13 protein-coding genes are annotated in these 14,950 nt (G+C 71.3%); 11 read left to right on the top strand and 2 right to left on the bottom strand.

What is annotated here, in order from left to right; genetic code table 11:
• Positions 1-82: 82 nt before the first annotated feature.
• Complete coding sequence (locus ABD120_RS02130; protein WP_343947920.1) at positions 83-979, top strand: hypothetical protein; 897 nt, start codon at positions 83-85, stop codon at positions 977-979.
• Positions 980-1,025: 46 nt separating this feature from the next.
• Positions 1,026-1,709 carry a DsbA family oxidoreductase gene (locus ABD120_RS02135; protein WP_343947921.1) on the top strand — a complete coding sequence of 228 codons (684 nt, stop codon included), beginning with the start codon at positions 1,026-1,028 and terminating at the stop codon, positions 1,707-1,709.
• Here ABD120_RS02135 and ABD120_RS02140 read toward each other — a convergent pair.
• Positions 1,694-2,305: a thymidine kinase gene (locus ABD120_RS02140; protein ID WP_343947922.1), complete on the bottom strand. Its 612-nt coding sequence runs from the start codon at positions 2,303-2,305 to the stop codon at positions 1,694-1,696. The genes ABD120_RS02135 and ABD120_RS02140 overlap by 16 nt on opposite strands.
• A 134-nt stretch (positions 2,306-2,439) precedes the next feature.
• On the opposite strand from ABD120_RS02140, the gene ABD120_RS02145 reads away from it, so the two are divergent.
• The 5 genes from ABD120_RS02145 to ABD120_RS02165 are packed head-to-tail and all read left to right on the top strand — an operon-like array spanning position 2,440 to position 9,350.
• Complete coding sequence (locus ABD120_RS02145) at positions 2,440-4,440, top strand: hydantoinase/oxoprolinase family protein (RefSeq protein ID WP_343947923.1); 2,001 nt, start codon at positions 2,440-2,442, stop codon at positions 4,438-4,440.
• On the top strand, positions 4,437-6,248 hold the full coding sequence (locus ABD120_RS02150) for a hydantoinase B/oxoprolinase family protein (RefSeq protein ID WP_343947924.1): 1,812 nt from the start codon (positions 4,437-4,439) through the stop codon (positions 6,246-6,248). Before ABD120_RS02145 ends, ABD120_RS02150 begins: the two co-directional genes overlap by 4 nt.
• Before the next feature lie 57 nt (positions 6,249-6,305).
• Positions 6,306-7,199, top strand: coding sequence for a Gfo/Idh/MocA family protein (locus ABD120_RS02155; protein WP_343947925.1), 894 nt, complete (start codon positions 6,306-6,308; stop codon positions 7,197-7,199).
• Positions 7,200-7,254: 55 nt separating this feature from the next.
• Positions 7,255-8,262 carry an NAD-dependent epimerase/dehydratase family protein gene (locus ABD120_RS02160; protein WP_343947926.1) on the top strand — a complete coding sequence of 336 codons (1,008 nt, stop codon included), beginning with the start codon at positions 7,255-7,257 and terminating at the stop codon, positions 8,260-8,262.
• 32 nt (positions 8,263-8,294) lie between these two features.
• Complete coding sequence (locus ABD120_RS02165) at positions 8,295-9,350, top strand: dihydrodipicolinate synthase family protein (protein ID WP_343947927.1); 1,056 nt, start codon at positions 8,295-8,297, stop codon at positions 9,348-9,350.
• A gap of 47 nt (positions 9,351-9,397) precedes the next feature.
• Here the strand turns inward: ABD120_RS02165 and ABD120_RS02170 are convergent, their stop codons facing one another.
• Positions 9,398-10,603: a hypothetical protein gene (locus ABD120_RS02170; protein ID WP_343947928.1), complete on the bottom strand. Its 1,206-nt coding sequence runs from the start codon at positions 10,601-10,603 to the stop codon at positions 9,398-9,400.
• Between the two features lie 47 nt (positions 10,604-10,650).
• On the opposite strand from ABD120_RS02170, the gene ABD120_RS02175 reads away from it, so the two are divergent.
• The 4 genes from ABD120_RS02175 (at position 10,651) to ABD120_RS02190 (ending at position 14,939) form a co-directional block, all read left to right on the top strand.
• Positions 10,651-11,799: a DegT/DnrJ/EryC1/StrS family aminotransferase gene (locus ABD120_RS02175; RefSeq protein WP_343947929.1), complete on the top strand. Its 1,149-nt coding sequence runs from the start codon at positions 10,651-10,653 to the stop codon at positions 11,797-11,799.
• Between the two features lie 94 nt (positions 11,800-11,893).
• On the top strand, positions 11,894-13,144 hold the full coding sequence (locus ABD120_RS02180) for an ABC transporter substrate-binding protein (RefSeq protein ID WP_343947930.1): 1,251 nt from the start codon (positions 11,894-11,896) through the stop codon (positions 13,142-13,144).
• A 59-nt stretch (positions 13,145-13,203) separates the two neighbouring features.
• On the top strand, positions 13,204-14,070 hold the full coding sequence (locus ABD120_RS02185) for a carbohydrate ABC transporter permease (protein ID WP_343947931.1): 867 nt from the start codon (positions 13,204-13,206) through the stop codon (positions 14,068-14,070).
• The gene (locus tag ABD120_RS02190; protein ID WP_343947932.1) at positions 14,067-14,939 is read left to right on the top strand and encodes a carbohydrate ABC transporter permease; all 873 of its coding nucleotides are present in this window, start codon (positions 14,067-14,069) and stop codon (positions 14,937-14,939) included. Before ABD120_RS02185 ends, ABD120_RS02190 begins: the two co-directional genes overlap by 4 nt.
• Positions 14,940-14,950: the final 11 nt, after the last annotated feature.

Genomic DNA, 14,950 nt, shown 5'->3' on the forward strand with positions numbered 1-14,950 from the left:
TCTGGCGCGATGGACCGCCCGCCTGGCGCCGACCAGGGAAAGGCTCTCGCGGAAAAGGATCTCCCGGCGTAGCGTGGCAGATATGCGGCAGGCACACGCGGAAGACGCGAGGACCGAAGCCAGGCGGGTCGTGCGCAACCTGCTGGGCCAGGAGCGCCCCACCGCCGCCGCGCTGATCGGCGACGCCGTCCCGGTTCTCGGCCACGACCGCGTCCACCGCTGCCTCGACCTGGCCCTCGGCGCCTCGCTGACCCGCCGCGCCGCCGAACTCGCCGCCGTCGCGGCCCTCCTGGTCGGCACCAGGGAACTCGGCGAGCCCTGGTGGACGGGTGCCAGAGGCGACAAACTGCCCGCCCCCGACGAGATCCTGCGCACCGCGCTGGCGATCGAGCCGTGGACCGACCTGACCGCCCTGGAGATGCTGGCCGCCTGGATCTCCGACGACGCCGCCGACCAGCTCTGGGGCCCTCCGGTGGCCGAGGTGGACCTCAACTCCTGGCACGCGGAGGACCGGTTCGAACTGCCGGAGGAAGTGCGGCCGGGCCGGCGCCTGGTGGTGCACTTCGACGCGGGAGGCAGGCTCGACGCCGTCGTGACCCGGCGCCCGGACGGCTCGCTCGGCTCCAACCTCGACTTCCAGTCGCTGCGCTACGCCCGCCCGGCGGAGGCCCAGTGGAGCTGGAGCGTCGCGGCCGGTCTCGGCCCGCACCCGCTGCCGGGCGAGGACCCGGACCCGTACGCGCGCGAGGTGGACCAGAAGGCGGCGGGCATCCTGCGCACCTGGGCGATGCGCCACGGCGCGGGCCGCGAACTCCTCGGCGAGCGCTGGCAGACGGTCGGCGACGTGGTGGCGGCCGTCGAACGGGTCGACTGGATGTGGCGCAGCGCCGAGTGGTTCGGCTGGTGGCGCGGCGCGTCCGCGCTCGTGGACGACTCCGGCTACCTGCCCTTCCGCCTGGAGGAACTGGCCGAGGACTAGGTCAGTGCCGGGAATGCCGTCGTGAGCGGGGCGGTTGCCGAGATGCATGAAGGTTGAAATTTTCTCGGACGTGATCTGCCCCTGGTGCTACATCGGCCATACCCGTTTCGCGCGCGCGGCCGAGGCGTTCCGGGCCAAGGGCGGCACCCTTGAGGTCGTCATGCGGCCCTTCCAGCTCAACCCGGACGCCACCACGGAGGGCGAGCCGCTGGTGCCGTTCCTGGAGGAGAAGTACGGCCCCGGCGTCTCCCAGATGTTCGCCCGCGTCAGCAACGCGGCCGAGCAGGAGGGCCTGAAGCTGGACTACGACGCCGCCGTCAGCGCCAACACCGCCGAGGCCCACCGCCTGATCGCCGTGGCCACCGCGCAGGGGCTGGGCGAGGAGATGGCCCAGCGCCTGTTCCGCGCCTACTTCACCGAGGGCCGCAACGTGGCCGACCCCGAGGTCCTGGCCGGGCTCGCGGCCGAGGTCGGGGTGCGCGACCAGGGTGAGGACGCCGAGGTGAGCGGGCACGAGGTGAGCGAGCAACTGGCCAGGGCCAGGCGGCTGGGCATCACCGGGGTGCCGCTGTTCCTGTTCGAGGAGAAGTACTCGGTGTCGGGCGCGCAGCCCTACGAGAGCTTCGTCTCGGTGATCGACGAGGTGGCCGAGCGCACGGGACAACAGCCGGTCACCACGCTGGCCGCCCCGGCGGACGGCTGCGACGACGACGGCTACTGCCCGGTCTGATCCCCGAGATCGCCCGTGCGGTGGTGGCGGCGGCACAGGACCTGGTAGCGCACGGGGGAGACGTCGGTGTCGCCGATGACGACCTGCTCCCCCGTACGGACCATGGCCCCGCCCACGACGCGCGCGTTGAGCAGACCGGGCCGTCCGCACCAGCACAGCACCTCCACCTGGAGCCGGCAGACCTCGTCGGCCAGTTCGAACAGCCGCTGGGCGCCGGGGAACAGCACCGAGCGGAAGTCGGAGGCGAGCCCGAAGGCGTACACGTCGATGCCGTGCTCGTCGACCAGGTCGGCCAGCTGCTCGATCTGCCGCACGCTGTAGAAGCACGCCTCGTCGCAGATCACGTAGTCGATCGCGGGCCGCGACAGCACCAGCTTGACCAGGTCGAGGTCGTCGGTGACCTCGATCGCCTCGTGCCCTATGCCGATGCGGCTGGTGACCCGCGCCCCGCCGGAGCGGTCGTGCTTGGTCAGCACCAGGCCGCGCCGCCCCTGCCTGCCGTGGTTGTAGTTGAGCTGCAGCGCCAGTGTGGACTTCCCGCAGTCCATGGGGCCGAAGTAGAACTTGAGCAGGGCGCCCCGCCGAGCCGTGGGCACGGGGGACAGAGCAGACGATTCGGTCACGGGGGGCCAGCTTAGTGCCCGCACCAAGAGTCGTTGACGAAGTCCTGGACCCGGCTGGCGCGTGACGGCAATCGCACCGTTATCGGCGCCCGATACACATGGGTGGCATGCGTAGTGTCCGTATCGGAGTCGATACCGGTGGAACCTTCACCGATGTGGTGGCGGTGGATGAGAAGTCCGGTGAGGTCGTCACCACCAAGACCCCGTCCACGCCCGCGAACCCGGCAGACGGGTTCATCGCGGGCATCGGCAAGCTCGGCGCGCTCGATGTCAGCGCCGTCGTCCACGGCACCACCGTGGCCACCAACCAACTGCTCGAAGACCGCATCTCAGACCTCGGTTTCATCACGACGGAGGGCTTCGAGTCCATTCTGGAGATCGCCCGGCAGAGCGTGCCCGACGGGTACGGGAACTCGTATTTCTGGGTCAAGCCCCCTCGGATCGTCCCCGTCCATCGGGTGCGGACCGTCGGCGGGCGGCTCGACCACCTGGGCGCCGAGGTGCGCCCGTTCGACGAGGAGCAGGCGGCGGAGGCCGCGCGCTGGTTCCGCGCCAAGGGGGTGAGCGCGATCGGCGTGTGCTTCCTGCACTCCTACGCCAACCCCGAGCACGAACGGCGCATGCGCGAGGTCCTCGCCCGCGAGCACCCTGCGGCCACGGTGTCGCTGTCCAGCGATGTGCTGCGCGAGTACCGCGAGTACGAGCGCTCGGTCACGACGCTCGTGGACGCCGCCGTCAAGCCGACCATGCGCCGCTACATCGCCAACCTGTCGGAGCGGCTCGGCATGCCGTTCTCCGTGATGAAGTCCAACGGCGGCATCCTGTCGGCCCGCGAGGTCGTCAACCAGCCGATCAGCACCGTGCTGTCCGGCCCCGCAGCGGGCGCGCTCGGCGCCGCCCTCATCGCCTCCACCGCCGGGCACCCCTCGGTGATCACCCTGGACGGCGGCGGCACCTCGACCGACGTCGCCGTCGTCGTGGACGGCGAGCCCTCGACGACCACCGAGGGCTCGATCGGCCGCTACCCGTGCAAGATCCCGATGATCGACATCGTCACCGTCGGCGCGGGCGGCGGCTCGGTCGCCTGGATCTCCCCCGAAGGCACGCTCAAGGTCGGCCCCAGGTCGGCGGGCGCCGACCCCGGCCCGCTGTGCTACGGCAGGGGCGGCACCGAGGTCACCGTCACCGACGCCCACGTCTACCTCGGCCGCATCCCGCCGCACCTGCTCGGCGGCGAGATCCCGCTCGACGTGGGCGCGGCGGCGGCGGGCGTCCAGGCGCTGGCGGGACGGCTCGGCCTCAGCCCCGAGCGTACGGCCACGGGCATCCTGGAGATCAGCGCGTTCAACCAGAGCAACGCCATCCGCCAGATCACCGTCCGGCGCGGCCTCGACGTGCGCGACTTCCCGCTGGTGGCCTTCGGCGGCTCCGGCCCGCTGCTGGCCTGCCGCCTCATCGACATCCTCGGCCTGCCGTCGGTGATCGTCCCGCCCGGTCCGGGCAACGTGTCGGCGTTCGGGCTGCTCACGGTGGACGTCAAGAACGACTACGTGCGCACGTACGTGACCCGCTCGCTCGACCCGCGCACCGCCGCCCGCGTGTTCGGCGAGTTGGAGAGCGCGGCGGCGCAGGCGCTCGACCGCGAGGGTTTCGACGAGCCCGTGTACGCGCGCACTTGCGACCTGCGCTACTACGGGCAGGCCTACGAGGTCCGCGTGCCCGCCCCGGCGGGGGCGATCGACGAGGAGTGGCGGGCCGAGGTGCTCGACCGCTTCCACACCGCCCACGAGAAGCTGTACGGCTACGCCTACCGCGACGACCCCCGCCACGCCGTCGAATGGGTCAACCTGCGCGTCTCCGGCATCGGCCCCATCACCCGGCCCGCCATCCGGCCCCTGCCGCCCGGGAAAGCCCCGGTGCCGCCCGGTCACCGCCGGGTCCACTTCGAGCGGCCGGAGGAGACGCCGATCCACCAGCGCACGGATCTCGCCCCTGGAACGGTCGTCACCGGCCCCGCCGTCATCGAGGAGTACGGCTCCACCATTCCCGTCCACCCCGGGTTCACGGCCACGGTGGACGACTTCGGCAACCTGGAGGTACGCCGGTGAACGCGGACCCGATCCTCGTCGAGATCGTCGAGGGCACGCTGGCGTCGGTGGAGAAGGAGGTCGAGACCGCCATCGCCCGCACGGCCCGCTCGCCGATGATCCGCGACGCGCACGACTTCCGCGCGGGCATCCACGACGTACGGCTGCGCAAGCTGACCGGCCGCTCCTACAGCGCCCTCGTGCAGCCCGTCGTGCGCGACTTCCCCGTGGAGACCATGCGGGAGGGCGACGTCTACTTCCACAACGACGTCTACCTGTCGGAGGGCGGCATCGGCCACCTGCCCGACCTGTGCGTGACCGTGCCGGTCTTCCATGAGGGCGAGGTGGTGGCGTTCGTGCAGGCGTTCGGCCACCACGACGACATCGGCGGCGCGGTGCCCGGCAGCATGCCCTCGCACGCACGCAGCGTCTTCGAGGAGGGGCTGATGGTCCCGCCGATCAAGCTGTGGGACCAGGGCGTGCCGAACACGGCCGCGCTGCGCATCATGACCCGCAACTCGCGCATGCCGGACTCCCTGGCCGGTGACCTCGACGCCGAGTGCTCGGCCTGCCTCATGGGCGCGCGGCGGCTGTCCGAGCTGTTCCACCGGTACGGCAGGGCCGCCGTCGAAGCCTGCTTCGAGGCGATCATCACGAACACCACGGAGACCTTCCGCAGGGAACTGCTCGCCAAGATCCCCGAGGGCACCTACGTGTGGGAGGACTACGCCGAGCACGACGGCGTGGACGAGCCGCGCCTGCACGCCCAGCGCATCACCCTGAGCGTGGACCATGCCGCGCCCGCGCCGCTGACGATCGACTTCACCGGCACCTCGCCGCAGGCCAAGGGCCCGATCAACCACGCCGGCGACTACGCGGACGGGGTGTTCCTGAAGAAGTGGCTGGCGCCGATCCTGCGCAACCTGGCCGACACGCCCGAGCGGATGGCCGAACTGGACGTCAACGAGGGCGTCGTCCCCCTGATCGAGATGCGCTTCCCCGAGAAGGGCACGCTGCTGACGCCGATCTTCCCGGCGCCGACGAACGCCCGCACGTTCGTGATCCTGCGCCTGCTCGGCGTGCTCGCGGGCGTGCTGGCCAAGGCGACGGGCGGGCGCATGCCCGCCGACCAGGAGACGATCCGCTACACCGGCGTGTACGGCGAGGACGCCGAGGGCCGGCCGTACCTGATGAGGGAGGTCCTCGGCGGCGGCTCCGGCGGGCGCTGGTACGCCGACGGCGAGGACACCATCCACGTCGTGCCGGACTCGCGCAACATCCCGGTGGAGTTCGCCGAGGCCAGGTGGCCGTTCCGGGTGGAGCGGCTGGCGCTGGCGTGCGACTCGGGCGGGCCGGGGCGTTTCCGGGGCGGGCTCGGCTACGACAAGCACATCCGGATGCTGCGCGACGCGTCGTACATGTCGATCGCCGACCGGTCGATCCTGTCGTCCTGGGGCGTGAACGGCGGGCTGGCGGGCCGCCCGTTCCGGGTGGAGGTCGCGGGCAGGGAGATGGAGGGCCTGGTCGACGACCATCCGGTGCAGGCCGGTGAGATCATCCGCATCCGCACGACGGGCGGCGGCGGCTGGGGCTCGCCGTACGACCGGGATCCGAGGGCGGTGGCGGCCGACGTGCGCGACGGGAAGGTCTCGATCGCGGGCGCGCTCGGCGACTACGGCGTGGTGCTGGACGGCGATCGCATCGACGAGGCGGCGACGGCGGAGTTGCGCGCCCGCCTGCGGCCGGAGAAGCGGCCCTTCTTCGACCGGGGCCCCGGCTACCCCCGGCTTTCCGGCGGGCGCACGGCGGCGGAGGTGGACGACCTCTGACCGACCGGCGGGCGGGTGCCATGATTTCTCCCATTCACCAGCGAACGAGGAGAAGCCATGCGCATCGCACTGGCCGGGCTGGCGACGAGCCACCCGTACACCGACGCCCGCACACTGTCGCGCCACGCCGAGCTGTCGGTGTGGGAGCCGGACGCCGAGCGGCTGCGGCGTTTCACCGACGAGCACCCCGGGGCCCGCGTCGCGGCCTCCCTTGAGGAGCTGCTGGCGGCCGGGCCCGACGGGGTGGTGCTCACCGTGCCCAACCCCGGGGCGCCGAAGGCGCTGGCGGCGGTGCTGGAGACGGGCGCGCCGGTGTTCATGAACAAGCCGGCCGCCGCCAGCCGGGAGCAGCTCGACGCGCTCGACCGGCTGGAGATCGGCGACCGGGTGCTGTCGTGTTCGGTGCTGCGTTTCGCCCCGGCGTTCGCGGCGGCGCGGGTGGATCCGGCCGAGGTGCTGTCGGTGCGGGCGACCGTACGGCATGACGTGGGCCTGTGGGCGACGGGCTACAACGCGTGGCAGGACACGCCGGGACAGGGCGGCGGCACGATGGTGACGATGGGCGTTCACGGTGTCGAGCTGCTGGTGGCGCTGCTGGGCCCGGACGTACGGCTGGCGGGGGCGGCCGGGGCGGTGCGCCACTACGAGGGGCTGTGCTCCGAGGACTCCGGGGTGATGGCGCTGCGCTGGGGCAGCGGGGTGAGCGGTGTGGTGGAGATCATCGGGGTGTCGGAGTCCGAGGCGTACACGGTGACCGTGCACACGCGCGGCGGCTCACGTGACATCGTCGTGGAGCCCGGCGACGACGTGCTGAAGGGCCTCGGGTACGAGGGGACGGTCGAGGCGTTCCTCGCGATGGTGGGCGGCGCGCCGAGTCCGGTGCCGTGGGAACAGACCCGTGCCGTCCTCGACATCCTGATTTCCGCCCGCGAAGCCGTTCCGACCCATTGACAGGGCAATCCTCGCGAAGTTACGGTCTGGACCGTAAATGAGAGGAGTTTGAGGGGTGCGGACCGAATCCGAGCTCGAGGAGCGGCTGGCGCGGCCAAGCTCAGGGCTCGTCGAAGACCTGGCCAAGCTCGACGGCGACATCATGATCCTCGGCGCGGGCGGAAAACTCGGCCCCAGCCTGGTCAGGCTGGCGCTCAACGCCACGAAGGGCGAGCGGCGCGTCGTCGCCGTCTCCCGCTTCTCCGAGCCGGGGCTCGGAGAAGCGCTCACCGAGGAGGGCGCGAGCGTCGTGCGCGCCGACGTCGCCGACGAGGACGCCCTGCGGGCGCTGCCCGACGTGGAGAACGTCGTCTTCCTCGTCGGCGCCAAGTTCGGCACCCAGGGCGCCGAACACGCCACCTGGTTCACCAACTCCTACCTGCCCGGCCGGGTGGCCGACCGGTTCCGGGCCAGCCGGATCGCCGCCCTCTCGACCGGCAACGTCTACCCGCTCCTGCCCGTCACGAGCGGTGGCGCCACCGAGGAGACCAGGCCGGAGCCCGTCGGCGAGTACGCGATGAGCTGCCTCGGCCGCGAACGGGTCATGGAGCACTTCAGCCACGAGTACGGCACCCGCCTCGCGCTCATCCGCCTGAACTACGCGGTCGAGCTGCGCTACGGCGTGCTGGTCGACCTGGCCCAGAAGATCGTCGCGGGCACGCCGATCGACCTGGCCACCGGGCAGGTCAACGTGGTCTGGCAGGGGTATGCCAACGAGGTCACGCTGCGGGCGCTGCTGCACGCGGACGCGCCGCCGTACGTGCTGAACCTGACCGGGCCCGAACTGGTCTCCGTCCGCCAGGTCGCGCAGGCGCTCGGCCGCGAGCTGGGCAGGGAGCCGGTCTTCACCGGCGAGGAGGCGCCCACGGCGCTGCTGTCGAACGCCTCCCGGTGCCACCGCCTGTTCGGCTACCCCGAGCTCACCCCGGCCGAACTCGTCGAGCACACCGCCCGCTGGGTCGCCGAGGGCGGGCCGCTGCTCGGCAAACCGACCAAGTTCGAGCGCCGCGACGGCCGGTTCTGACCGGCATGACCACAGAAAGAGGGGGAAATCACGTGCTCAGCACGGTTCCGCAGGCCACGACGCCCATCCGCGACCTGTTCCGGCGCGGCCTGGTCATCCCGGCGCACCCGCTCGCCCTGGACGCCGGGCGCAAGCTCGACGAGCGCCGCCAGCGGGCGCTGACCCGCTACTACGTGGAGGCGGGCGCGGGCGGCCTGGCCGTCGGCGTCCACACCACCCAGTTCGCCATCCACGGCACCCCGCTCCTGGCCCCGGTGCTCGAACTGGCCGCGGAGACCTCGCGCGAGAGCGGCCGCGAGGTCGTGCTGGTCGCGGGCGCGACCGGCCCCACCGCGCAGGCGGTCGCCGAGGCCGAGCTGGCCCGCTCGCTCGGCTACCACATGGTGTTGCTCAGCCCCGACCGCGAACTCGACGAGGACGGGCTGATCGAGCGCGCCCGCGCGGTCGGCGAGGTGCTGCCGGTGATCGGCTTCTACCTCCAGACCGCCGTCGGCGGCCGTACGCTCTCACGCGACTTCTGGACCCGCCTGGCCTCGATCGAGTCGGTCGCCGGGATCAAGGTCGCCCCGTTCGACCGCTACCGCACGCTCGACGTGCTGCACGGCGTCGTGCGGGCCGGGCGCACCGACGAGGTCGCCCTGTACACGGGCAACGACGACCACATCCTCGCCGACCTCATCACCCCGCACCGCGTCGTCGTGGACGGGCGCGAGGTCGAGGTCGAGTTCGTCGGCGGGCTGCTCGGCCAGTGGGCCGTGTGGGTGCGCAGGGCGGTCGGCCTCCTGGAGGAGGCGCGCAGGGCGCGCGGCGGCGACGACGAGGCCGTACGGCGGCTGCTGAGCCTCGACGGCCACCTCACCGACGCCAACGCCGCCATCTTCGACTCGGCCAACGGCTTCCACGGCTGCATCCCCGGCATCCACGAGATCCTGCGCCGTCAGGGCCTGCTGGCGGGCCGCTGGTGCCTCGACCCGGCCGAGGACCTGTCGCCGGGCCAGCTCGCCGAGATCGACCGGATCTGGGCCGCCTACCCCTGGCTGCGCGACGACGAGTTCGTGGCCGAGGGCCTTGACCGGTGGCTCGCCTGAGACACGCCTCGACTCCCCGGTGCCCCGAGGCGCCGGGGAGCGGCGGGTCAGAGCATGAGGCGGTAGAGCGTCAGCGGGCGGCCACTGCTGCCGCTGGTCAGGTTGCCGGTGCGCTCGGCGAGACCGGCCAGTTCCAGCCGGTGGAGCATCCTGCGGGCCGTACGCTGCTGGACGGCCAGGCGTTCGGCGATCTCGCGGGTCGTCAGCGGCTCGCCGCCCGCGGCGTCGCGGGCCTCCAGCAGCCGCTCCAGGGTCGGCACCGACAGCCCCACCCGGCGGGCCAGCACGCTCAGGTTCTGCTCCCCGGCCGGGGCGGTGGCGACGGACTCCAGCACGATGTCGGTGTCGGCGCGCAGCGACAGCACCGCCGCCACGTCGCCGATGCGCCGGGCCCTGGCCAGCGCCCGGCGGGCCAGGCTCTCCGCCTCCGCGGCGCTGCGGCCGAGGCCGAAGCCCACCCGTACCATGCGGCTCTGCTCGGCCAGCCGTCCCAGCATCGGCAGCCCGGTGAATCCGCGCGTCGCGTCGGACAGCGGCCCGCGCGTCGTCACCAGCAGGTGGGTGCCGCCCCGGAAGCCCGCGAGCGTGCCGCCGAGCGCGGTCGCCTCGCGCAGCAGCCCCTCCTCGCCGTCGACCTCGATCAGGCCGAGCGCGATCTGGGCGTCCTCCTGCGCCTGGCCCTCCGCCGTGAGCAGGAGCTGGCGCAGCGCGACGCGCACCGAGTGGACCGACGGCGCCAGGCGCAGCACGTGCATCTCGCCGCGCAGCGCCTCGTGCACCGAGCTGAGGCAGGTGATGGCCACGCGCGCGGGGCCGCGCCGGTGGAAGGCGATGGCCTTGCCGGAGGTCATCTCCGAGCGGTAGCCGAGCGTGCGCAGGCGGTCGGTGGGCAGTCCGGCCTCGGCGAAGGTGCTCGTGACGTCGGCGGGCGAGAGCGTGTCGATGGACAGCGTGGTGACGTCGTGGCCCTCGTGCTGCAGGCGGACGAGCGCGCTGAGCAGCGTCGCGCCCGTGTAGTCGACGAAGGCGGCCGGCCGCGAGAGCATCTCGGCGTCGCGCGTGAGCATGTACGGCACGATGCCGGTGAACAGCCAGCCCTCGACCGAGGCGGCGTGGGCCTCGACGATGGCGGGGGCCTGCGACTCGTGGTCGTAGTCGAGCCGCAGCGCGCTGACGCCGGGCTGCTCCTCGCAGGTGGCCGCGACGTCGTCGACCAGATCGTGCGGGCCGACGACCCCGATGACGATACCCACCCGCGTCTCCTTCTCCCGTATTACGGTCAAGACCGAAAGGTTAACTCGTGACTCTGAAGTTTCCAACTATGGCCGAAGCCGACGGTCGCACCCTCGGCGACGAGGAGGTGGCCGCGCTCGACCGGGTCATCCGCTCGGGCATGCTCAGCTCCGTCTGGGGAACGGAGACGCGAGCGCTCGAACGCGAGGTGGCGGAGATGTACGGCTCCCGCCACGCGGTCGCGTGCAGCTCCGGCACCGCGGCCCTCCATCTGTCCGTCGTGGCGGCCGCCCCCGATCCGGGGGACGAGATCATCACGACACCGATCACGGACTTCGGGACCGTCGCCCCCATCTTGGCGCAGAACGCCGTCCCTGTCTTCGCGGACGTGGACCCCGAGACGGGGAATCTCGACCCGTCGGCGGTCGCGAAGGCCATCGGGCCGAGGACCCGGGCGATCCTGGTGGTGCACCTGTTCGGGGCGCCCGCCCCGGTGACGGAGCTGCGCGCCCTCGCCGACGCGCACGGCCTGGCCCTCATCGAGGACTGCGCCCAGGCGTGGCTGGCCGAACTGCCCGACGGGAGGTACGCGGGCACGGCGGGCCACGTCGCCACCCTCAGCCTCCAGCAGTGGAAGCACATCACCTGCGGCGACGGCGGCCTGACCCTCACCGACGACGACGGACTGGCCCGGCGCATGCGGCTGTTCGCCGACAAGGGCTGGGACCGCTCCGTCGGCCGCTACCACGAGAGTTTCGGGCTCAACTACCGGATGACCGAGTTGCAGGCGGCCGTGGCGCGGGCCCAGCTCGTCAAGCTGCCCGGGGTGCTCGCCGCGCGGCGCCGTACGGCGGAGCGGCTGGTGGCGGAGCTGGCGGACCTGGAGGCCCTGGTGCTGCCGAGGACACAGGGGCACGCCTGGTGGCTGTTCCCGATCGTGCTGCCCGGCGGCGGCGCGGCCGAGCTGGCCGAGGGGCTGCGGGCCGACGGTGTTCCGGCGCGGGCCGGATACCTCAGCCAGCCGCTGAACCGGGCTCCCGCGCTGACCGCCCCGGTCTACGGGGGCTCCAGGTATCCGCTGGAGGGCTACGTGCCCGCCCCCTGCCCGGAGGCCGAGCGCATGGTGGACGACACCCTGTTGATTCTGGACTGGAACGAGAACTACACCGACGAGCACGTCGAGGTGGTCGCCGGGGCCGTACGCGCGGCCCTTTGAGGGCGGGATTACGGTCATGTATCGGCCATTGACCCCCACTTCACTCGCTCGCTAGGTTTCGGTCTAGACCGGTATTAGGAGAAAGGAAGGCCCGATGAGGAAGGTAGCGGTAGCCGGCCTCGCGGCCGCCCTGGGAGTGAGCCTCGCCGCATGCGGCGGATCCGACGGCGGATCCGACGGCGGCAAGAGCACGGTGACGCTCTGGATGTACCCCGTCATCGACGACCAGGCCAAGAACAAGGCGTTCTGGGACAAGACAGAGAAGGACTTCGAGGCCAAGAACCCCACCATCGACGTCAAGGTCGACCAGCAGCCCTGGGACGGCAGACAGCAGAAGATCACCGCGGCGCTGGCCTCGAAGAAGGGGTTCGACCTGGTCCTGCTCGGGCCCGACCAGATCCCGCAGTACGTGAAGCAGGGAACCGTCGCCCCCGTGGACGACGCGGTCGGCGCCGACAAGGCCGCCTTCCGGCCCAACGCGCTGAACGCCCTCAGCGTCGACGGCAAGCTCTACGGCGTTCCCGTCTACCAGACCATCACGGCGCCGATCTGGAACAAGAAGCTCCTGGAGGACGCCGGCGTCACCGAGGTCCCCAAGACGTGGGACGAGGTGCTGGCCGCCGCGCCCAAGCTGGCCGCCAAGAAGACGCCCATCCTCCTGTACCCCGGCGCCCCCGAGACCTCGCTGAACCTCAGCTTCTACCCGATCCTGTGGGCCAACGGCGGCACCGTCTTCTCCGCCGACGGCAAGTCGGCCGCCTTCAACGGCCCGGCCGGTGTCAAGTCCCTGCAGTTCCTCCTCGACCTGCAGAAGGCGGGCGGGCTGCCGGAGAACGCCGCCACCCTGTCCAACACCATCGAGGGCAGCCCCCTCGCCCTGGGCAAGGTCGCCATGTACCACGCCGCCGCGCCGCTCGGCGCCACCCAGCTCGGCAAGGGCGTCGGCGACGAGAACGTGGTCGTCGGCGGCCCGCTCGAAGGCTCCGCGAAGGTTGCCTTCGGCATCCCCGGCGGCATCGTGCTCGCCCAGCACTCCAAGGTCGCCGACGCGGCCAAGAAGTTCGCCGCCTACCTCGGCTCCGCCGAGATCGCCACCCAGCTGGCCACCGAGTCCGGCTACTTCACCGCCCGCACCGACGCCTCGCCGACGAGCACGTCCCCGCTGGCCAAGGAGTTCGAGCAGTCGCTGGAGTTCGCCTTCCCCGGTGACAGCCACGCCTCCGCCCGCCAGGTCATGACCGCCCTGTCGCCCGAGATCCAGTCGGCCCTCCAGGGCAAGAAGGACGCCAAGCAGGCGCTCGACGACGCCGCCAAGCTGGTCAACGACCAGCTCGCCACCGGCTGAGCCAGAACCACCGGGAGGCCGCCGGAGGCGGCCTCCCTTCTCGCGAAAGGCGTTTACCCGTGCGACACCGGCTGCGTGACCCCATCACCGGGTTGCTGTTCGTCCTGCCGATGCTCGTGCTCTTCGTGATCTTCCGGTTCGTGCCGACGCTGGGCGCTGCGGGCATGAGCCTGACCGACTACAAGATCAGCGGAGACTGGAGCTTCGTCGGCGTCGACAACTACGCCAGGCTCCTCGACGATCCGATCTTCCTCGGCGCTCTGCGGGTCACCGTCGTGTACGTGGCGATCTACGTGCCGCTGACGGTCGTCGTCTCGCTGTCCACCGCCCTGCTGCTGAACTCGGTCATCTTCATGAAGGGGCTCTTCAGAGGCGCGCTGTTCCTTCCCTACGTGACCAGCTTCGTCTTCGCCGGCGTCATCTGGCGCTGGATCTACGAGTTCGACGGCCTGCTCAACGGCCTGCTGGCCAAGATCGACCTGGGGCCGGTCGGCTTCCTCGACGACACCGCGCTGGTGCTGCCCGCGCTGGCCACCGTGTCGGTGTGGAAGGGCTTCGGCTACTCCATGCTCATCCTGCTGGCCGGACTGAAGTCGATCCCGCGCTCCTACCTGGAGGCCGCCCGGGTGGACGGCGCCAACGCCTGGCAGCGCTTCCGCAGCGTCGTGTTCCCGCTGCTGCGCCCGGCGCTGTTCTTCGTCATGGTCATCGAGACGATCGGGGCCTTCCAGACCTTCGACCTCATCTACGTGATGACCGGCGGCGGACCCTCCCGCGCCAGCTACAACCTCATCCTCGCGCTCTACGACCAGGGATTCGGCGATTTCAACCTGGCATACGCGGCCACGATCGGCATCTCGCTGTTCGTCCTGGTCTTCATCGTGTCGATGATCCAGCGCCGCCTGCTCGATCGGAGCGAGAAATGACCCTGACGGAGACCAAGCGTCCCGCCCCGCCGCCTGTCGGGCGCCGCTCCGCCGTACGCGGGCGGGCGAGCGGGCGCCAGTGGCCGCTCGTGGCACTGCTCGCCGTGGTGTCGGTGCTCACCGTGAGCCCGTTCCTGCTCATGGTCGTGCTCGCGCTCAGCCCGGCCAACGAACCCACCGTGCCGCACCGGTGGCCGGACGGGCTCACCTTCGACAACATCATGACGAACCTGACCTCCTCCGGGTTCCTCACCTGGACGGTCAACTCCTTCATCTTCTCGGCCGTGTCCGTGGTGGTGATCCTGCTGACCGCCTCCATGGCCGGGTACGCGTTCGCGAAGAAGCGCTTCCCCGGCCGCGACACCCTCATGTGGGCGTTCCTCGCGACCATGATGGTGCCCTTCCAGGCCACGCTGATCCCGCTGTTCATCCTGGTGTCCGAACTCGACGGCGCGGACACCTTCTGGGGACTGATCGTGCCCACCCTCGCCAACTCGCAGGCCGTCTTCCTCATGCGGCAGTTCATCCGCGACCTGCCCGACGAACTGTTCGAGGCCGCCAAGGTGGACGGCGCCCCCGAATGGCGCGTCTACCTGCAGATCGTGCTGCCCCTCACCAAGCCGATCCTCGCCACCCTCGGCGTGTTCGTCTTCCTGTGGCACTGGAACGACTTCCTGTGGCCGCTGGTCGTCGCCAACAGCGACGAGGTGCGCACCCTCACGGTCGGGCTCGCGTCGCTGCGCGGCGAGGAGTTCCCGCAGTCGATGGAGATGGCCGCCGCCGCGATCTCCGTCGTACCGTGCCTGGTGGTGTTCTTCGTCCTGCAGCGGTACCTGGTCAACAGCATCGCGATGACCGGGTTGAAGTGATCGCCTAGGGT

It is taken from the genome of Nonomuraea longicatena (assembly GCF_039525605.1).
Taxonomy (GTDB): domain Bacteria; phylum Actinomycetota; class Actinomycetes; order Streptosporangiales; family Streptosporangiaceae; genus Nonomuraea; species Nonomuraea longicatena.

What these genes read in the sequence shown, in the direction of transcription:
- ABD120_RS02145 (WP_343947923.1), top strand. Translation starts at nt 2,440, where the DNA reads ATGCGTAGTGTCCGTATCGGAGTCGATACCGGTGGAACCTTCACCGAT.
- ABD120_RS02190 (WP_343947932.1), top strand. Translation starts at nt 14,067, where the DNA reads ATGACCCTGACGGAGACCAAGCGTCCCGCCCCGCCGCCTGTCGGGCGC.
- ABD120_RS02130 (WP_343947920.1), top strand. Translation starts at nt 83, where the DNA reads ATGCGGCAGGCACACGCGGAAGACGCGAGGACCGAAGCCAGGCGGGTC.
- ABD120_RS02135 (WP_343947921.1), top strand. Translation starts at nt 1,026, where the DNA reads ATGAAGGTTGAAATTTTCTCGGACGTGATCTGCCCCTGGTGCTACATC.
- ABD120_RS02155 (WP_343947925.1), top strand. Translation starts at nt 6,306, where the DNA reads ATGCGCATCGCACTGGCCGGGCTGGCGACGAGCCACCCGTACACCGAC.
- ABD120_RS02180 (WP_343947930.1), top strand. Translation starts at nt 11,894, where the DNA reads ATGAGGAAGGTAGCGGTAGCCGGCCTCGCGGCCGCCCTGGGAGTGAGC.